16 protein-coding genes and 1 tRNA gene are annotated in these 19,452 nt (G+C 60.6%); 10 read left to right on the plus strand and 7 right to left on the minus strand.

Annotated elements, in window-relative coordinates; translation table 11 throughout:
- Nucleotides 1–282: 282 nt before the first annotated feature.
- From V6590_RS03530 to V6590_RS03545, 4 genes are all read left to right on the plus strand, one after another.
- Nucleotides 283–1,230, plus strand: a complete 948-nt coding sequence (locus tag V6590_RS03530; protein WP_335419640.1) for a hypothetical protein — start codon at nt 283–285, stop codon at nt 1,228–1,230.
- Between the two features lie 266 nt (nt 1,231–1,496).
- Complete coding sequence (locus tag V6590_RS03535; RefSeq protein WP_335419644.1) at nt 1,497–2,594, plus strand: hypothetical protein; 1,098 nt, start codon at nt 1,497–1,499, stop codon at nt 2,592–2,594.
- Between the two features lie 64 nt (nt 2,595–2,658).
- Nucleotides 2,659–3,612, plus strand: coding sequence for a site-specific integrase (locus V6590_RS03540; RefSeq protein WP_335419646.1), 954 nt, complete (start codon nt 2,659–2,661; stop codon nt 3,610–3,612).
- A gap of 92 nt (nt 3,613–3,704) precedes the next feature.
- Entirely contained in the window at nt 3,705–7,496 is a 3,792-nt protein-coding gene (locus V6590_RS03545) for a hypothetical protein (RefSeq protein ID WP_335419650.1), read from the plus strand.
- A gap of 40 nt (nt 7,497–7,536) precedes the next feature.
- On the opposite strand, the gene V6590_RS03550 is transcribed toward V6590_RS03545, so the two are convergent.
- Nucleotides 7,537–7,902, minus strand: a complete 366-nt coding sequence (locus V6590_RS03550) for a helix-turn-helix domain-containing protein (RefSeq protein WP_335419655.1) — start codon at nt 7,900–7,902, stop codon at nt 7,537–7,539.
- Nucleotides 7,903–7,990: 88 nt separating this feature from the next.
- On the opposite strand from V6590_RS03550, the gene V6590_RS03555 reads away from it, so the two are divergent.
- Nucleotides 7,991–8,443, plus strand: a complete 453-nt coding sequence (locus tag V6590_RS03555) for a hypothetical protein (RefSeq protein WP_335419658.1) — start codon at nt 7,991–7,993, stop codon at nt 8,441–8,443.
- Between the two features lie 78 nt (nt 8,444–8,521).
- Here the strand turns inward: V6590_RS03555 and V6590_RS03560 are convergent, their stop codons facing one another.
- The gene (locus V6590_RS03560; protein ID WP_335419659.1) at nt 8,522–8,839 is read right to left on the minus strand and encodes an Arc family DNA-binding protein; all 318 of its coding nucleotides are present in this window, start codon (nt 8,837–8,839) and stop codon (nt 8,522–8,524) included.
- A gap of 85 nt (nt 8,840–8,924) precedes the next feature.
- Between V6590_RS03560 and V6590_RS03565 the strand changes: the two genes are divergently transcribed.
- The 3 genes from V6590_RS03565 to V6590_RS03575 are packed head-to-tail and all read left to right on the plus strand — an operon-like array spanning nt 8,925 to nt 10,405.
- Nucleotides 8,925–9,095, plus strand: coding sequence for an Arc family DNA-binding protein (locus V6590_RS03565; protein ID WP_335419662.1), 171 nt, complete (start codon nt 8,925–8,927; stop codon nt 9,093–9,095).
- Nucleotides 9,082–9,342 carry a hypothetical protein gene (locus V6590_RS03570; protein ID WP_335419664.1) on the plus strand — a complete coding sequence of 87 codons (261 nt, stop codon included), beginning with the start codon at nt 9,082–9,084 and terminating at the stop codon, nt 9,340–9,342. Before V6590_RS03565 ends, V6590_RS03570 begins: the two co-directional genes overlap by 14 nt.
- 1 nt (nt 9,343) lies before the next feature.
- Nucleotides 9,344–10,405 carry a tyrosine-type recombinase/integrase gene (locus V6590_RS03575; protein ID WP_335419667.1) on the plus strand — a complete coding sequence of 354 codons (1,062 nt, stop codon included), beginning with the start codon at nt 9,344–9,346 and terminating at the stop codon, nt 10,403–10,405.
- Nucleotides 10,406–10,461: 56 nt separating this feature from the next.
- On the opposite strand, the gene V6590_RS03580 is transcribed toward V6590_RS03575, so the two are convergent.
- From V6590_RS03580 to V6590_RS03600, 5 genes are all read right to left on the minus strand, one after another.
- Nucleotides 10,462–10,536: transfer RNA gene (locus V6590_RS03580), tRNA-Glu, on the minus strand.
- Between the two features lie 61 nt (nt 10,537–10,597).
- The gene (locus tag V6590_RS03585) at nt 10,598–11,401 is read right to left on the minus strand and encodes a lytic murein transglycosylase (RefSeq protein ID WP_434063222.1); all 804 of its coding nucleotides are present in this window, start codon (nt 11,399–11,401) and stop codon (nt 10,598–10,600) included.
- Between the two features lie 113 nt (nt 11,402–11,514).
- The gene (locus tag V6590_RS03590) at nt 11,515–13,671 is read right to left on the minus strand and encodes a malate synthase G (protein WP_335419670.1); all 2,157 of its coding nucleotides are present in this window, start codon (nt 13,669–13,671) and stop codon (nt 11,515–11,517) included.
- 112 nt (nt 13,672–13,783) lie between these two features.
- On the minus strand, nt 13,784–13,945 hold the full coding sequence (locus V6590_RS03595) for a DUF2256 domain-containing protein (protein WP_335419673.1): 162 nt from the start codon (nt 13,943–13,945) through the stop codon (nt 13,784–13,786).
- 1 nt (nt 13,946) lies between these two features.
- Nucleotides 13,947–15,440 carry an FAD-binding domain-containing protein gene (locus tag V6590_RS03600; RefSeq protein WP_335419676.1) on the minus strand — a complete coding sequence of 498 codons (1,494 nt, stop codon included), beginning with the start codon at nt 15,438–15,440 and terminating at the stop codon, nt 13,947–13,949.
- A 261-nt stretch (nt 15,441–15,701) separates the two neighbouring features.
- Between V6590_RS03600 and V6590_RS03605 the strand changes: the two genes are divergently transcribed.
- Nucleotides 15,702–17,966: a methyl-accepting chemotaxis protein gene (locus tag V6590_RS03605; RefSeq protein WP_335419680.1), complete on the plus strand. Its 2,265-nt coding sequence runs from the start codon at nt 15,702–15,704 to the stop codon at nt 17,964–17,966.
- A gap of 145 nt (nt 17,967–18,111) precedes the next feature.
- Nucleotides 18,112–19,452 carry a proline--tRNA ligase gene (proS, locus tag V6590_RS03610; protein ID WP_335419683.1) on the plus strand — a complete coding sequence of 447 codons (1,341 nt, stop codon included), beginning with the start codon at nt 18,112–18,114 and terminating at the stop codon, nt 19,450–19,452.

Genomic DNA, 19,452 nt, shown 5'->3' on the forward strand with positions numbered 1-19,452 from the left:
GCTGCATGGGCACCCTTCGTGACGCCTGAACCGCTGCTGATATCGCTGCGCCGCGCCGCTTCTGGGCATCCTCGCTGCTGTCTTGGCAGATATTTTTACTGGAGAAATCCCGTGCAAGACCAATGTCATACAGGGGTGAATGGCAGCCCGTAGGGTTCACTTTTTCCCACACCGTTTCAATCGCTTAGGCTTGCTAACTGGTGAAAGCCACCCCTTGGGCAACAAAGTCAATTTGCCCGCCCCTGCTAACCGCCTTCTGGGCCTGAAATCGGGGGATTGGCGATGAGCGGGACACTACTGCCGTATCCGATCACGGACAATGCCGACTTCCGCGCCTGGGCGTTGGACCATCCGAGAGCCTTCGCGCTGCTCCGCGAGATCATCTTCCGCTGGCGGGCGTCGAACATCAAGAAGCGGGGCTATCCGGGGCCTTGGTCGGTCTATCCCCGCGAGCGCTGGGCAGAGTGGGCGGGCATGTCGGTTCCGCAGGTGAAGCGCGAACTGCATCGGCTGGAACAGGACGGTCTGCTGCGACGGGTGCGGGGGAGATTTCAGGGTTCGACCGTGCGCACCTACTTGCAGCCGACCATGCTCGCGCTGGAACATGCAGGCAAGGCGTCCGACCGTGCGAGGTTGGGGCCGACCGACGAGCCAATGCAAGCGCCAGTAGCCAAGCCGATAGCTGCGCCAGTCAACGCGCCCGTTCATGTGCCAGTCGGTGAGCCAACCGATTACACTCCCCTTCCGTCCTCTCCCACGGAAGCCATGAAAACCACTTCAACCAAGAAGGTGCATCCGCACCCTAAGGGAAAGGGGAAGGCCGGGGACGATGTGAACGAACTGAATGTGGGGAAGAATACTGCAAATATCGACGATCTTGATGAAGATGCTGCGTTTGAACTTCAAAAGGCACAGTGGCTGGAGAAGAAGGCAAAGCTCTTTGAGGCCAAGTTTCCGAGGCTGACGGGGAAGCATGAGGCCAAGGTCAAGTATCCCGCCGATCTTTACGGCCCAAGGTGGTTTGGCTTTTCCCTCGAAGTCAAGCTGCGGCTCTACCAGCGGTATCGGACCTACGTCCAGAATTTCTATGACGCGCAGAAGTCTGGATCGTTTGCCGGATCGGCAAAGACACAAGGTGCTGCCGATTGGTCCAACTGGTCAGATGACGATGACGCGGCGTTTGAAGCTGCCATCGCCAAGAAGAAGACCACCGCCAACCCCACCACCTGACCTGTCAGGGACAGAAATCGGAACTGTTAGACGCGCTGTAACCCGCTGATCCTGCGTGGTTTCGGCGGCGGGTGTGGTGGAAAGACAAGGGAACGTTCCCGGCGGCGACATTCTGTGTGTCGCTGCCAACCCCCCTCCGCCAACCCGGTTGAGGCGCGGAAATCGGCAGCCTCAGGTGTTCTTTCCTTTCCTTAGGTGGCCATTCTCATACGCTTAATGAGGGTCTCAAGTCATTGATCCCCCTTCCAAAATCGAAGGAGCGATGGATGACTGACCCCGACCTGATTTCCCGTTTCCGAACTGACCTGATCCAGCGGATCGCCGCGCAAGAGCGTGTCCCACAGGGACAGACCCTACCGATCTCGCCGTGGCTGGCCATGAGCATGTTGCAAAAGGCCGTTCGCCGGGGCCGTGCCGATCTGGCGCTGGACGCTGCCGCCACCTTGCTGCGGGATGCCCCCGACCGTCTCTGGCGCAGGCTGGGTGGCATCGCCTTCGAGGATATCGGGCTGGGAAGCCTGCCGACCGTGGGCCTGACCGTGGCCGCCCTGACCGGAAAGCGGTTCCGGGCTGCCATCGGGGGCGATTGGGCTGTGGCGTCGGTCGTGGTCAAAGCTCTGGCTGAGGCCCCGAAAAGCCGGGCGACCGATGACCTATTCATGGCCCTGGAAACGCTGCCCGGACTTGCCGACAAGCGCCGCGCCCTTGCCGCCGAGACCAATCCCCGCCTGTGGCTGATCGCGCTGACCACCCCGAACCTGCACTGCCGCGCCCTTGCCACCCTGTTCCTCTTGGGCACCGACCGGCCCGGTGGCAAGCTGCCGGTTCGGCGTGGCGAGGTCGCTTTGGCCTTCGACCTGTTGGATGAACTTGGCACCGCGCCCACGACGCTGGCGATCTGCCGCGAAGGCCATCGCAAGACGGCTGAGGCTTTGCCGCCCCTGCTGGCCCTTTTGGCATTGGAAAATGGCCTGCGGGCAGGCACGACCGATGACCCCCTGCCGCCCGAGGTGATGATCGGCGGGGTTCCCGGCTGGGCGCTCGACACGTTCACCCGCGAGGGCAAGCTGGCCCTGTCCCGGCTGGCAGCGACGCAAGCAGGCGTGGCGGAGTTTGCCCGCGCAATGCTGCCCCCCGGCCAGCGTGTCGGCTTCCTCGGTCAGGTGCTTTTTCGGGTCGAGGGCGGATTGCTGACCCGCCGCGTCGGGGGCGATCTCTCCGACCGCCTCCACGCGCAACTGATGTTCGAGACGCTGAAGGTGGACCCAGAGGCTGCGGTGCAGGCCCTCGACCTGATGCGGCAGGATTTGCCGCTGCTGAACCGCATTCGGGCGGGTGTGATGAGGGAGGCTCGGGATGCGTGACGCGGTTCTAACCTCGGATACTCAACCATTATCACGGGTCAACAGGGGCGATCAGGAGGGCCAGATGGACGAACGTTTTGCAGTTAATTGCAACGCCGATACGTTCCTACACGATGGGCGCGAAACCCTGACCGATGAGGCAACCGACCTTCTGCGGCACAGCCTCGCCCCGGCCACCGAACGGGCCTTACGAGGTGATCTGACGCACTTCCAAGATTGGGGCGGGTCGCTGCCTGCAACCCCGGCCACGGTCTGCGCCTATATCGGCGATCATGCGGGGCATCATGCTGTGGCGACCATCCAGCGCCGGGTGGCCTCGATCAGCAAAGCGCACGAAATGGCGGGCCTGCCGAACCCCTGCCGCGCTGAGATCGTGAACGCCACGCTGCGCGGCCTGCGCCGCAAGCACGGCACCGCCCAGCGACAGGCCAAGCCCTTGATGCGCGATGACCTGCTTCTGGTTCTGGATAGCCTGGGGGAAACCCTGCGCGACCAGCGCGACCGGGCGCTGTTGCTTCTGGGCTTCGCAGGGGGCTTCCGCCGCTCCGAACTGGTGGCGCTGGAACGGGCCGACATCGAAACTGTCCGCCAAGGTCTGGTCGTGACGATCCGCCGATCCAAGAGCGATCAGGAGGCGGCAGGCCGCCGCATCGGCATCCCCCACGGTCGCACCCGCGATTGCCCTGTTGCGGCGGTTGAGGCGTGGTTGTCTGCATCTGCCATCGACACCGGCCCCCTGTTCCGCCCGATCACCCGGCACGGCCATGTTGCCGCGAACCCGCTGACCGGGGACGCCGTGAGTGTCCTGCTGCGCGAAAGGCTAACAGCGGCGGGGATCGACCCCGAAGGCTACTCAGGCCACAGCCTGCGGGCGGGCTTTGCCACCTCAGCGGCACAGGCGGGGGTCTCCACCCTGAAAATCCGGGCGATGACCGGCCACGCCACCGATGCGATGCTGGCCCGCTACGTCCGCGAGGGCGAACTGTTCACCGGCAACGCGGCGGGGGCGCTGTTGTAGAAGGGTCGCCGACACTATACTTAAAGAAGAACTGACAGCGGTTTCGACTGCGCTGTAGAAGACCCTCCAGTCCGAAAGTGGCAGGTGCTAAGTTGCCGATTGATGAAACAGCAATACGCCTTTGGGCCGAGCGGCACGAATGCCGCAGGAACCTGCCAATTCTGGTTCGCCGATTGCTTCGAGAGACAGTACCTTCACTGGTCTCAATGCGCTTCCCGGGAAATGAGGCGGTGGACTTGGCGGGCCTTGACGGACAAGCAGAAAGTAGCGTTGCAACAAGGTGGGTGCCAGCAGGTCCAAGTATCTGGGAGCTGGGATGTAATCTCGATCCTCGTTCCAAAGCCCAGGATGACTATCAGAAACGAACGGATCAAATACCCGAAGCGCAGCGATTGAACACACATTTTGTGTTCGTTACGCCACGCCGGTGGAATACTAAGGATCAATGGCTGACCGAGCGTCGGCAGGCTAGTGAATGGGCCTCCGTTAATGCCTACGATGCAATTGATCTTGAGACTTGGCTGGAAGAGGCACCCGTAACTTCTCGATGGCTGGGTGAACTGCTCGGTGTTGCAGAACGCGGAGTAAAGACACCAGAGGAATGGTGGCAAGCATGGGCAACTGCTTCGGTGCCACCAATAACCAAGAAGCTTGTCGCTACACGGCGGCACAATGAACGAGCGACATTGTTGCAGAAACTGAGGGACCGAGAGCAAATTGTTCCGGTTCAGGCTGATGACAAAGCTGAGGCTGTTGCATTTGTTGTTGCCACCTTGATCGAAGAAGATGCGCTCGACCTTCTTGACAAAACTCTTGTAGCATCATCGGCAGACGCTCGAATTCCTTCCAGTTCAAATCATCTGATAGTAATTTCAGATGTTGCTGAAGGCGTTGAGCTAGATTTTGGTGATCGCCGGAATTTGACCATTGTGCGCACCTATCCCAAAGGGCGTCTCGATGTCCGTGAGCCCTTATTGCTTTCACATGTGCCCTCAGAGACTTTTCGGTCTCAGCTCGAAGAGATGGGAATTCCCCGCGACGAAGCTGAAACTTTGGCACGAAAGGTCGGGCACTCAGTTCCAGTCCTGCGTAGACAACTTTCCCGTGACCCAGATGTTCGTCGACCGGTATGGGCAAGGGATCGCCCCTCGGCTAAGCGGTTGCTCCCATTTGCTCTGGCAGGTTCTTGGGTCGAACGTGAGAACGTGGATGACGCGAGCATTGTTGAGCTTCTTGGGGAGATAGAAGCAGGAGAACTAGTAGAAGTTCGAGATGCTTTGCTTGCGCTTGATGATGCTCCGATTGCAAGATACGGGAACGTCAATGTAGTCGTTTCGCAGTTGGATGCCATTTTCGCAGTTGGGCCGCATATTGAAAGAGGTGATCTTGATCGGTTTTTCGCACTTGTTCCCGAGTTGCTGGGCGATAGAGACCCGGCGTTAGACCTGCCGCAAGATCAATGGTACATGGCGGGCGTGCTCGGGCACGGGAGGAAGTTTTCGAATGCACTTCTTTCTGGTGTGGGGGACGCTCTGTGTATACTCTCCGTCCATGGATCAGAAATCTGCGGAAATAGACTTGGCGTTGATTTAGCATTTCGTGCGGGCCAAGTAGTTCGTGATCTGATGCTCAATGCGACCGAAGACCGCTGGCTATCAATTCGTGGCTACCTTAGAACCTTAGCCGAAGCGGCCCCGTCTGTATTTCTTGATTGCTTGGAGGCGGAGCTCCGGAAGCCGGAGCCGCCTATTAGGGCGATAATGGGGACGACAGAGGGTTTTGTGAGTGGTGAATGCCTGCGCACAAATTTACTCTGGGCCCTTGAATTGCTCGCGTGGCACCCCGTTCACTTCTCCCGTGTGGCGGAAATCGTTTTCGAGCTGAGACGTCTAGAAGCCGCTGACAACTGGTCAAATTCGCCCAAGTCTACAGCACGTTCTTTGTTCTTGGCGTGGTTGCCCGCTACCGCACTGAGCGTCGGCGACCGGATGCAAGTTTTACGCCGAATGTCAGGGCGTTTTCGTAACCCAGTTCTAGACGTTTGCATGTGTTTGTTGCCCGGCGGTAGCCCTGGTTTCGCGACACGTACAGCACGACCTCACTGGAGAGAGCTTGCGGCGGAAGTGCCGGAGCCAACCAACGGCGACGTGCGTCTTGCAGCAATCGAAGCAAGTCACCTCATGCTTGACATGTCCCCATTCACGAAAGGGGAACTTGAACGACTTCTTGAGGTGTCGACCCGCCTCCACCCTGATGATTTTTCTCGGTTGATTTTGGAGGTTGAGCGATGGTCGCTCGCTGCCGGCGATGAAGACAAGGCTGAGTTGCGACATCAGCTGCGGCGGCGAGACGTGATGAGAGCCTATCAGGAAGGTGAAGAGGCCGAGGAACTCGCGGCTGGGCTCCACCGAATGGAGGTCGCACTCGAACCTCAGTCACCAACTGCGCGGCATCGATGGTTATTTGAAAGCCCTTACGTCGAGTGGCGTGCACTTGTTCAGGAAGAGGGTGAAGGGCGGATGTCTTGGCAAGAGCGAAATGCGCTGGTCGAGGATAGACGCCGTACTGCACTAGCCGAGATTGAGGCGCAGATGGGACTTGACGCCATAATGCCATTCGCCCTGAGCGTTAAGCACCCAGAGTTGGTTGCTCAGATATTGGTCCCACAAGGGGCGCCAGTTGATAGCACTTGCCAATGGATTGAAGCCACATTGCGGGGAGGCATAACTGAAAAGTCCAGTTCGTTTCTGCGGCAACTACTCTGGAGCGCTGCACAAAACGACATTCGAGCTGTTGTAGGGAGATTGATGGACGTTGGATTGCTTTCTGAGGCAGACGTTCGGCAACGATTTGCCGAGCATCTGCCAGGTACTTCTTTAGGCTGGGAAGTCGCTGAGATGTTAGGGCCGGATGTTGCGTCGGCGTTCTGGAGCACGGCATCAATTCGCATCTGGGATGATACAACCCCGGAGGCGGCCGACTACGCCGTAGCGAGACTTCTTCAAGAGCAGCGCCCGAGATCAGCTTTTTCTTCGCTTTCTCTGAGCAGAAATTTGCTTTCCGCAGAACGCTGGGTTGAAATTCTTCAGGCGATTTCTAGAGGTGAAGAACCGGATGGTCCTTTTCCAAACTCTCACCATCTAGATGAAGTGTTTCAACTCCTCGATGCCGAAGCTGAAGTGGCGGACCATCAGATTGCGGGTTTAGAACTACCGTTTGTCCCCTTACTTTGCAGCTATGGACATAGAAACCACGAAAGAACTCTTGCAGTTCATCGGGAAATGGCACGCGATCCAGCATTGTTTGTTCAATTGCTGAGTTGGCACTATCGTCGACGAGATGGAGCAATTGACCCTGATCATGAAGCTTTGTCAGCCGAACGCCGGAAGTTTCTTGCCGAGTTAGCTTATCACACTCTTGAAGGCTGGAACCGCATACCGGGTATAGGCCAGGACGGCACTGTTTCTCAGTTTGAGTTTAACGCTTGGGCCGAGCAAGCTATGCAAATGGCTGATGCTGCCGATAGAAGAGAAGTTGCAGAAATCCACTTTGGGGCCTTGCTGGCGCGTTTTGCTCGCAAGAGGGCATGGGACGACTGGCTTCCGACTTGCGTCCTCGATTTTCTTGATCGTCCTGAATGTGCTGGCCTAAGAGAGCGTTTCGATCTCGGGGTAAGAAATGCTCGTGGTGTCACCACCCGCAGTCCGTTTGACGGTGGGGAGCAGGAAAGGCGACTGGCAGGACGCTACCGTGAACTCGCGGGCCGTTATGGGAACTCACACCCGCGAGTAGCCGAAATGCTCGTCACCATAGCGGAAAGTTATGAGTGGGACGCACGGCGTGAAGATGAGCGAGCTGCTGTCGGTGAACGCTGGCACCCATGAATTTCGGCGCGGTGACGGTTTGGCCTTCAGAACGGAACGCCTAGACGCCTGAAATTGGCGGGATTTTCTTGCCGGTTTTCTTCGGGCGCGGAATGGCAAGCGCCTCGGTCTGGGTGACGATGGTTCGCAGTTCCTCGTCCGTCAGCGCGGCAGCGGCGACGTTCAGCCGATCCAGAAGCCGCGCCCGTGCGGTCTGCGGCGGCGGGTCTGTCAGTCCAAGCAGGTGATCGGCGGAGGTGTTCAGAACGCGGGCGATCTTGGCCAGCGTCATGAGGTCCGGCTCACGCTGATCGTTGGCGTAGTTGGCATAGCGGCGCTCGTCCAACTCGCATAGCCGGGCGGCTTGCGCGTTGGAAATGCCGAGGTCAGCGGCCCGCTCCTTCAGTCGTTTTGCAAAAATATCCATCCGGAACGTTCTGTTCCGGAAAAACCGTTACCGCCATGAATGTTATGGGCATATGATACAGAACGAAATGTTCTTACTCGGTGCATCCATGACCCCAGAACCTTCCATCCCCGCCCATGTGACCCTCGCCCTGGGTGAGGAAGTTGTCCATGTCTCGCCATGGTCCAAAGGTGGCATGGTCGCGCAAGTCCTGCTCCTTGCTCTCCCCCTATCTGGGCTATCCCTGTTGCTGATCGCAAAAGGTGGGGAGGTTCTGGGCGTCGGGATTGTCTTCGGAGTGCTGGCCGCGATCACCTACACCTTGGCTCATTTGTCATGGCAGGGGCGGCTGGCGGTGGTGACGACGCGCAACGTTCTGTTCGTTGCCGGGCTGAGCAAGACGGTGCGGGCGATCCCGCTGGAACAAATCAACCAAGTGACTGTCGCGCCGGGTCTCGTGACGGTGCGCACGGGGTCGATCCTGAATACCCTGCTTCTGCGCGTCACAGATGCTGAGGTCTTGGCCGAGAAGATCGAGCAGGCGCGTCAGGTTCGAACCTAGGCTATGGGAGGCTGAGCGTCGAGAGAGGCTCACAGAGCGGGCCTGCGCTCACGGTATCCCCTCACCCCCGCATACCGATCAGGCCGTTTCTGGGCCGCCTTGACGCGCCTGTCGCAGTTCCACCAGCCCTAACCTCAGTTCTCGGACCTCAGCTTCCAGCGCAGACAGCCGTTCGTCTGGTGATCCACCCGCCGCCGCTCGCTTTGCAGCCTTGATCCAGTCTGTGCCGGGGGCATCCGATTTGAGCGACTGCTCAAGACGCCAAACAATTTCTGCGTTCAGAGACCGGCCACTGGCCAGAGCCTGCTCTTCGATCTGCTGCTTCAACTCGGGCTGCATCCGCAACCCGAAGGGTGCGATGCTTGCGATCTTGCGGTCTGACGGTGATGCTTTCATGGCGGCATCATAATGTAATTATTCTGGCTTGTGCAAGTAACATCATTTAAGTTACATCATGTAACTAAGAAAATGGAGACTGCACATGAACCAGACCCCAAACCCCTTTGGTCTTCGTCTGCCGCCCAAGATGCGCCAGTGGATCACCGAAAGGGCTAAGCGGAACCGACGCAGCATCAACGGTGAGATCGTCCATCTGCTCGGGCGCGTCCTCGAAAACGACGAACGGGGAGGCGTTGACCATGGGCAAAGCTAAGCTGCCACCTCTGACCGAAGGCAAGACCAGCGGGTTCCACTGGGCCAAGAAGGCGGCGGCCCGTGCGATGCCTGCCAAGAAGTTCTCTGTCATTGAGGGCAAGCGCGTTCTCAAGATGCTTGAGGAGAAGGGCCTCAAGCCTCTGGCATTGGAGGTGGCCCCCGATGGTGGTTTTCGCTTTGAAGTAGCGCCCCTGTCAGGCCCCATTTCTGAGCCCACCGAAAACCCTTGGGACGCGGTGCTTTGATATGGGCAAGCGTGAAGTCTCATTCGTGCATTTGCACGTCTACAATGATCGGCACGGCAAGACCCGCGCCTATTACAAGCCGCAGGGCGGCAAGGGCATTGCTCTGCCTTTGCCGGTCGGAAGCCCCGAGTTCCTGCTGGCCTATGCAAAGGCCGTGGAGGGGAAGAAGCTGGAGCGGGCCAAAGCCAAAGCGCCGACGGTCAAGGATACGTTCCGGGACTTGCTGCGGCTCTACCTCGGGTCGCCCCTCTACATGAAGCTCAGCCCAAGTTCGAAGCGCAACTACCGGCTCATTCTTGAAAAGTTCTGCGAAAAATACGGAGACTGGCCCGTGTCTCGGTTCTCACGGCAGCACGCCTCCGCCATTCTGACCAAGCTCAGCTACACGCCGGAAGCGGCCAACACGTTGATGAAGCGGCTGCGCCTGCTTCTGAATTTCGCCGTGGATATCGGCATGATCCCTTCGAACCCGATGGCGGGGATGAAGGGCTACAAGTCCGATAGTGAGGGCTATCACGACTGGACCGAGGAAGAGATCGCGCAGTTCATGGCTCGTCACCCGCTGGGAACCAAGGCGCATTTGGCCCTGATGCTGATGCTATGCACCGGGCAGCGCAAGTCTGATGCTGTCAGGATGGGGTGGGGCGATGTTGCCAACGGGATGATCCGGGTTCGTCAGCAAAAAACCGGAACCCCCTTGATGATCCCCATCCTCCCGGCGCTGCAGGCGGCATTGGCCGACTTGCCCAAGGACGCACCTGCCTTCTTGCTGACGGAGTATGGTCGCCCTTACTCAGCGGCTGGCTTCGGAAACTGGATGCGGGATCGGTGCGACGAGGCGGGGCTGCCCAACTGCGCATCGCATGGTTTGCGCAAGGCTTGTGCCCGGCGCTTGGCCGAGGCGGGATGCACCCATCACGAAATCAAGGCGATCACCGGCCACAAGACAGACGCAGAGGTGCGCCGCTACACGGCGAAAGCCGACCAAGTTCTGCTCGCTCACAGCGCTTTCGAGAAACTGCAAGACACCGCCAACAACCCGAAACCTGCTAACCCCCTCTAAGAGGTTAGCAAACACGAGGAAAAACCCCATGCATTCCAATATCTTAGCGGAGGAAGTGGCAGCCCGTAGGGGAGTCGAACCCCTCTTCCCAGGTTGAAAACCTGGTGTCCTAACCGATAGACGAACGGGCCACTGTCGGTCTGGCGGCTGTCTAGTGCAGCCGCCAGACTGCTGCAAGCGGAAAATGTGGGGTCAGCGGTCGATTTTCGCGCCCATGATGGCGATGGCCTGCTGGTAGACCGTGGCCGCGTTCCATTCCTTGATCACGGCGAAATTCGGCTCGCCTTCCTGATAGCCCGCACCGGGGCGCCAGCCCTTCTGTGCCAGGAAATTCGCAGTCGAGGCCAATGCATCGGCCTGTTTGGTCAGGTCAATTCGGCCATCCCCATCGCCATCGACGCCATAGCGCAGCGCATTGCCGGGCAGGAACTGGGTGTGACCCAACTCGCCATGTTTGGCCCCCACGGTCTTGGTCGTGATGGCACCCTGATCCACCAGCATCAGGGCGGCAATCAGATGGGGGGTGAAGAAATCGCTGCGGCGGCAATCATAGGCCAGCGTCGCGATGGCCGAGACGACATTGCTGTCGCCCATGAAGCCGCCAAAGGCGGTTTCCATCCCGTGAATGGCAAGGATCACCCCGGCCGGCACACCGAAACGCGCCTCAAGGTTCTGATACAGGCCCGGATTGCCCGCCTTGCGCTTGCGCCCCTGGGCCACGATCGTATCGGCACCGCGCACCTTGAGGAATTTCTCAAGACTGTACTTGAAGCTTTTCTGGTTGCGGTCGGCGGCGATGGTCTTGGTGGCATAGCTGCTGCCCATCAGCGCAGCGATACCCCGTTCGCCAACCCCGGCGGCGGCAGCTTCCTGCGCCATGACCGGTTTCCAGTTTTCGTAATCGGCGCCCGTGTTGCTGCAAGGGGCTGCCAGCGCGGTGCCGGACAGCAGCGCCGCAGTGGCAAGGCTGATGAAGAATGACTTGAGCGGAAACACCTGAAACTCCCGTAGCGTGTCTGCCGGGCAGTTTAGGGGCTTCGCGTTTGCACGCAAGCGATCTGCAGGGGGAAAAGCCCCGCAAACCCATCACATCCTTGCAGAACGCCCGCTTACCCTGCCTTGGCCGTGATCCGCCAGCGATGCAGCAGCGGTTCGGTATATCCAGAGGGCTGTTCGCGCCCCCGCAGGATCAGATCGCGGGCTGCCGCGAAGGCCGGGCCATCAAACCCGGGGGCCATCGGGCGATAGGCGGGGGCGTCGGCATTCTGACGGTCCACCACCACGGCCATCTTGCGCAGGGCGGCCATGACCTGATCTTCGCTGATCACGCCGTGATGCAGCCAGTTCGCCAGGGCCTGCGCCGAAATGCGGCAGGTCGCGCGATCTTCCATCAGGCCGATATCGTGAATATCGGGCACTTTGGAACAGCCGATCCCCTGGTCCACCCAGCGGACGACATAACCCAGTATCCCTTGGGCGTTGTTCTCCACCTCGTTGCGAATTTCGTCATCCGACCAGCTCTGCCCCTGTGCCAACGGTACGGTCAGCAGATCGCGCAGGGTGCCCCGCGGGCCAGCGGCCCGGATTGCGGTTTGCCGCGCCAGCACATCGACCCGGTGGTAATGCGTCGCATGCAGCGTGGCGGCTGTGGGCGAGGGCACCCAGGCGCAATTGGCCCCGGCCATCGGATGGGCAATCTTTTGGTCCAGCATCGCGCCCATCAGATCGGGCGCTGCCCACATGCCCTTGCCGATCTGCGCCCGACCCTGCAGGCCGCAGGCCAGACCGATATCGACATTGCGGTCCTCATAGCTCTTGATCCAGGCGGCGGATTTCATCTCGCCCTTGCGGATCATCGGGCCTGCCTCCATTGCCGTATGGATTTCATCGCCGGTGCGATCCAGAAAGCCGGTATTGATGAAAGCGACGCGGGATTTCGCCGCACGGATACATTCCTTCAGGTTCACACTGGTGCGGCGTTCTTCGTCCATGATCCCCAGTTTGACCGTATGGCGGGGCAGGCCCAGGGTTTCTTCGACCCGGTCAAAGATGGTGCAGGCGAAGGCCACTTCGGCGGGCCCGTGCATCTTTGGCTTCACCACATAGACCGAGCCATGCAGCGAATTGCGCGCGCCTTCGGTCTTTTTCAGGTCATGGGTCGCACAGAGCGTGGTGACAAAGGCATCGAGCAGGCCCTCGCCCACCTCGCGGCCTTCGGCATCCAGAATGGCGGGCGTGGTCATCAGATGGCCGACATTGCGCACCAGCATCAGAGCGCGGCCCTTCAGCCGGGCAGGCCGGCCAGCCGGGGCGTTGAAGGCCAGGTCATCGGCAAGGCGACGCGTGAAGAAACCGCCTGCCTTGGCGACCTGTTCGGTCAGATCCCCCTTCATCAGCCCCAGCCAATTGCCATAGGCCACCACCTTGTCGGCGGCATCGACGGCGGCAATGCTGTCTTCACAATCCATGATGGCCGACAGCGCGCTTTCCAGCCGGATATCTGCGATATGGGCCGCATCGGATGTGCCGATCCGGCTGCTGGCATCGATCATGATCTGGATGTGCAAGCCATTGTTGCGCAGCAGGATTGCCGTGGGCGCATCTGCCGGACCCTGATAGCCCGCAAATTGCAAAGGATTGGCCAGTTGCGTCTTGCCCTGATCGCATTCGACAATCAGTTGGCCATCTTGCACGGCAAACCCCTTGGCTGTTTGCCATTCGGCCCCCTGTAGTGGCGCAGCGGCGTTGAGGAAATCTCGCGCCCAGGCGATGACACGGGCACCCTGCGCGGGATCATAGGCCCCCGGCGCGGCTTTGCGACCCAAGGCATCCGTCCCATAAAGCGCATCATACAAGCTGCCCCAGCGGGCATTGGCTGCGTTCAGCGCATAGCGCGCATTCATCACCGGCACCACCAGTTGCGGGCCGGGAACCTGCGCGATTTCAGGGTCTACCCCTTCGGTTTCCACTGAAAAATCAGCACCTTCCGGTTCGATATAGCCGATTTCGCGCAAAAATACCTCATGCGCGGCGGGATCGAAGGCCTGGCCCTTGAGGCTGCGAAACCAGTCATCAATGGCCGTTTGCAGCGCCGCGCGACGGGCGAGCAGATCGCGGTTTTGCGGCCCAAGTTCGGCCACGGCAGCGGCGAGCCCGGCCCAGAAGCGATCTGCCGTCACATCGCTGCCGGGCAGGGCGCTGGCTTCGATGAACTCCACAAGCTGTGCATCCACCTGCAGGCCATGTCTGTCGATCCGGGCGTTCATCGCTGTCTCCGCGCAGTGCAATTCCGGGGCCAGCATGCAAGGGAATACCAGCGCAAGCAACCGATGCCATCGGCCTGTTTTCAAGCCGGGACTGAAAACACCTGTAGCGAATTCATGCAGATCCAGCCTTGCCCCTGCGGCTGGCGCGGCAGCGGTCAGAGCAGTATTTCACCTCGTCCCAGACTTTGGCCCAGGCCTTGCGCCAGGTGAACGGGCGGCCGCAGGCGGCACAGGTCTTGACCGGCAGGTCGGCCTTGCGGCGCATTTTGGGCATGTCACAGGTCCAGCATCAACTGCGCGCCCGGGCGCGGTTCGATCAGATGCGGCACCATGCGGCGCGGCGCGCGGCTGGCGTGACGGGCCACGATGGCCGCCTGATCGGCCTTGAAACCGGCGGTCTTGCGCAGGGAAAAGATCGCATCGCGGGCGGCGCGGGCGGCTGTGGCCAGATCGACCACGGGTTCCGGGTAGCGGCTGCCAAGCAGGCTGCCCGCGCCCGACCATTTCCAAGGCTCTTGCAAATAAGCATCGGGGACGGCGGCCAGTTCGGGCACCCAGCGGCGGGTGAAGGCGCCGGTCGGGTCTTGATCCTGCCCCTGTTTCACCGGGTTGTAGATGCGCGGCGTGTTGATACCGGTCACGCCCGATTGCATCTGCACCTGCGGCCAATGGATGCCGGGTTCATAATCTGTAAAGCGGCGGGCCAGAATCTGCCCGGTATCGCGCCAGTCCAGCCAAAGGTGATAGGAGGCGCAGGCCATTACCATGGCGCGCGCACGAAAGTTCAGCCAGCCGGTCGCGCGCAGATAACGCAGACAGGCATCCAGAAAGGGAAAGCCGGTTTCGCCCATCTCCCAGGCCCGCAACCGTGCAGCATCGCTGTGGCGCAAAGCATCAGCATCGCGGTGCAAGGCTCTGATTTCGATGGAAGGCTGGTCTTCCAGCTTTTGCATGAAATGGTCGCGCCAGGCCAGCCTGCTCTGGAAACTGCGCAGACTGCCGGACCAGTCGCCGCCCGGGCGTTCGGCCTGACGGGCGGTAGTGGCCTGCACCACTTCGCGCAGCGACAGGGTGCCAAAGGCGATATGGGGCGACAGGCGCGAACAGGCGCGTTCTCCGGCCAGAGGGCTGGCCATGGCGGCGCGGTAGGGGCGGCCCCGCTGGGTCAGGAAACTGTCCAGCGCCGCAAGCCCCGCGCTGCGCCCGCCTGCCTGACGATGGGGGCAGGGGTCTTCGGCCAGACGCAGCGCGCGGGCCGAGGGCGGCGCACCGGATTCCACGCCCGCAGGGCCGCGCAGGCCGGTGACCGTCACCTGCGGCGCGGCCATGAAACTGTCGCGCGCCGCCTGCCAGCCATCGCGGCTGGCCAGACGCCGCACCACCCCACATTGCGGCACTTCATGCCAGCGGATGCCACTGGCCCGCGCCCATGCCGCCACCCTGCGGTCGCGCCCATAGGTCCAGAGATTGCCGGTTTCCTCATGGCTGACGATTTCGGTCACCCCATGGGTGCGGCACAGCCGGTCCAGCACTGTGACCGCCTCGCCCAGCCGGATGACCAAGGGCAGGCCCAGTTCGGCCAGTTGGTCGCGCAAATCGGTCAGGGACTCCGTGAGAAAGGCATAGTGGCGGGCCGAGGCATCGGGTTCGGCCCAGAGATCGGGCTCCACGATATAGACCGGCAACACCGCCCCCCGCATGGCGGCGAAGGCCAGTGCCGGGTGATCCTGCACCCGAAGATCGCGCTTGAACCACATGAGAACATTCATTGAACATCTATGTAGCCGCCGCCACGGATTCGGCAAGGGGGTTTGCGCGCTGCAGCGCAAGCGGGCGGATGTTTCGAAGTCCATTCTGGAAGTGACGCCGATCGGGACCGGGACGCACGCGGTCTGACGCGCCCATGCACGGAACTGACATCCGGGTGCGCGCCGTGGGATTGTTAACTTTTGGCTGCTATCGATTCCGGCAAAGCGGAGCGCGCGATGACGACCGGCTGAAACTTGGAACGCAAAGGCTTGTGTGCGCCCATGTCATCCATCGCTGAAGAGAACGGGATGAACATGCGATTAATTTGGGACCTGCGAGTTCGTACACAGATAGCCCTGATGCTGGTGCTGCCCGCAGTTGCGTTGGTTTTCTTTGCAACCCTCTCAAGCAAGGAAAGTTTGCAGACAGCGAATAACATGGAAAAGCTGCAGGTCCTTGCGGCCTATGTCGGCAATGTCGGGGATGCAGTACATGCGCTCCAGATCGAGCGCGTGCGCTCGTCGCTATTCATCAACAGCAGCGGAAAGGACGGCAAGCAGGAGCTGCTCGGCGCACGCAAAGCCACGGATGTTGCGCTTGATGCAAAAAAACGTAAGGCCGTTGAGGCTGGTGTCGATGCCATGGGCGGCGAGTTGCAGTCCCTGTACGAAGAGAACTTGCGGATTTTGGGCCAATTGGCTGAGACGCGCGAAGCCATATCGACACTGCGTTTCACGGCCTCCGAGAGTTTTCACTATTACTCCGGCGCCATCGACGCTCTGATGAGCAATCCATATCACGTAGCCCGCTCCACCGACGACGCGCAGCTTGCGCTAAAGTTCGATGCATTTACGATCTATCTGAACGCGAAAGAAAATGCCGATCAGGAGCGCTCCGTCGCCTCATCCTCGCTGAACCTTGGTCATTTCAGACCTGCGGCCTATCAGCTGTTCCTGCAGGTTGTGGCGGCACAGGAAACCTATCTTCAGCTCTTTAAAAGAAAGGCATCGCCAGAACTGGTTGGCATGCATGACAGCACCGTCGCCGGAGAGGCTGTCAATGAAGTTGCCATGATGCGCGGCGAAATTGTCGATAATGCCCTTGGCGGGGAGTTGACGGGGGTCACAGCCGAGACCTGGTTTCAGGCCACGACCGAACGTATCAACCAGATGAGATTGGTTGAGGATGGCCTGACTGCCGATATCGTGGCGTATGCTGCGGCATTGGGTGCGGAAAGCCGGCGGGCATTCGTAAAATCTGCGGCGATGGCGGCCCTTGCTTTGGGCGCTACGGTTCTGATTGCCCTGGTCCTGGGCCTGAAGATCACGGCTGGTCTCAAACGTACAGTTGAACAGACGCGCCGTCTGGCTGATGGTGATCTGGATATCCAAATCACAGGGGTCGGGCGACGCAATGAACTGGGCGATCTGGCGAATGCGCTGGAGGTGTTCAGGAAAAACGCACATGAAGCGCGCCGCCTGCAGGCGGAAGCCGAAGCAATGCGCCATGAAGATGCTGCCCGACAGCAAAGTGAAATGGCCAAACAGGAGCGCGTCGTCGGCGATATCAGCGCCGGGTTGGAACGCCTGGCGGCGGGCGATCTGTCAAGGCCGATCGACAGCCCGCCGAACAACCCGTTTCCGCCTGAATACGATGCGCTGCGCAACACCTATAACAGTGTTATCCAACAGCTCTCCAGAACCGTGTCGCGGATCGGGTCGGTTGCCGCTTCGGTGCGTGGCGGCTCGGACGAGATCGCCTCGGTCGCGCAGAACCTGTCTTCGCGCGCGCAAACCCAGGCCGCTACCCTGGAGCAATCGGCAGCCGCGCTGAACGAATTGACGGAGAGCGTGCGCTCGACTGCACAGCACGCAAAGGCAGCGAGGAAAGCCAGCCAGGAAAACCACGCCCATGCCGAGACCGGTGCCCAGATCGTGGTGGAGGCGATGGATGCCATGCGCGGTATTGAGCAGAGTTCTGAGCAAATCACCCGCATCATCGGCGTAATCGACGAAATTGCCTTCCAGACCAACCTGCTGGCGCTGAACACAGGCGTCGAGGCAGCCCGCGCCGGCGAGGCAGGACGCGGCTTTGCGGTCGTGGCCTCCGAAGTGCGCGCGTTGGCCCAGCGTGCCTCGGAATCGGCGCATGAGATCAAGGCACTGATCCGGCAAAGCACTGAGCAGGTCGAGGTCGGCTCGACCCTTGTCGGTCGTACGGGCGACAGCCTTTCAGAGATACTCAAGCGCGCCTCGGATGTGTCTGCGCTGATTGCCGAGATTGCCGCTGCCGTATCCGAACAGGCTTCGGGCCTTGATGAAATCAACACGGGTGTTCATCAACTGGATCAGGTGACGCAGCAAAACGCTGCGGTGGCCGAGGAAACTACAGCCGTCGCCGCGACGCTGTTGCATAAGGCCGACGAACTGACAGCGGAACTGTCAGGATTTCAGACAGCTGGTGGCAGCAGCGTTCAGGCGTCAGTCAGCAGCTTGCACAGTGACCGGAAGCCCCGGTTCCACTTTCCAGACGCCCGCACGGCCTGATCCACCGGCAGGAATGCGTCGCGGGGCATGGGCCTCAGGCTGATCGTGCGGGTTTGAAGGCGCATTTTTCGGGGCGCTTGCGCGAAACTTGCCCCCTTGCGCCGAAGCGGCTAGGAACGCTCAAACGGTTACAAGAGGCCCTGCCATGCGTCTGTCGCGCTATTTCCTTCCCGTGCTGAAAGAGAACCCCGCCGAGGCGCAGATCGTCTCGCATCGCTACATGCTGCGCGCCGGCATGATCAAGCAGCAGGCGGCGGGCATCTATTCGTGGTTGCCGCTGGGCTACAAGGTGCTGAAACGCATCGAGCAGATCGTGCATGAGGAGCAGATCCGCGTGGGCCATATTCCGCTTCTGATGCCCACGCTGCAACCGGCCGATCTGTGGCGCGAAAGCGGCCGCTATGACGATTACGGCCAGGAGATGCTGCGCATCAAGGACCGGCACGAGCGCGACATGCTGTTCGGGCCGACCAATGAGGAGATGATCACCGACATCTTCCGGGCCCATGTGAACAGCTACAAGGAATTGCCGCTGACGCTTTACCACATCCAGTGGAAGTTCCGCGACGAGGTGCGCCCGCGCTTTGGCGTGATGCGGGGCCGCGAATTCCTGATGAAGGACGGCTATAACTTCGACCTGACGAAGGAAGACGCGCTGCATGCCTATAACCGCCATATGGTCAGCTATCTGCGGACCTATGAGCGCATGGGGCTGACGGCCATTCCGATGCGCGCGGCCTCGGGCCCGATTGGCGGCGACAATACCCATGAATTCCTCGTGCTGGCCTCCACCGGCGAGAGCGAGGTGTTCTATGATGCCAAGGTGCCGGAGCTGAAGCTGGGCGACCGCGCGGTGGATTATGACAATCGCGCCGAAGTGGCGGCGATCTGCGAGGAATTCACCACGCTTTATGCCCGCACCGACGAGACCCATGACGAGGCGCTGTTCAACGCCATTCCCGAGGAGCGCCGCAAGGTGGGCCGTGGCATCGAGGTGGGGCAGATCTTCTATTTCGGCACCAAATATTCGGAAAGCATGGGCGCCACGGTGGTGACCGCCGAGGGCAACCGAGTGCCGGTGGAGATGGGCAGCCATGGCATTGGCGTGAGCCGCTTGCTGGGCGCGCTGATCGAGGCGAACCATGATGACAAGGGCATCATCTGGCCCGAGGGTGTGACCCCCTTCCATTGCGGCATCGTGAACCTCAAGCAAGGCGATGCGGCCACCGACGCGGCCTGTGAGGCGCTGTACAAGGCGCTGGTCGCGGCGGGGCTTGACCCGCTTTATGATGACCGCGACGAGCGCGCGGGCGCCAAGTTCGCCACCATGGACCTGATCGGCCTGCCCTGGCGGATCACGGTCGGGCCGAAGGGCCTGGGCAAGGGCGTGGTGGAGCTGACCTCGCGCCGTACGGGTGAGAGCGAGGAGCTGAGCGCCGAGGCGGCAGTGGCGCGGATCGTGGAAATCTACGCCGCGCATCGCTGA

It is taken from the genome of Gemmobacter denitrificans (assembly GCF_036964905.1).
GTDB classification, from domain to species: Bacteria; Pseudomonadota; Alphaproteobacteria; order Rhodobacterales; family Rhodobacteraceae; genus Gemmobacter; species Gemmobacter denitrificans.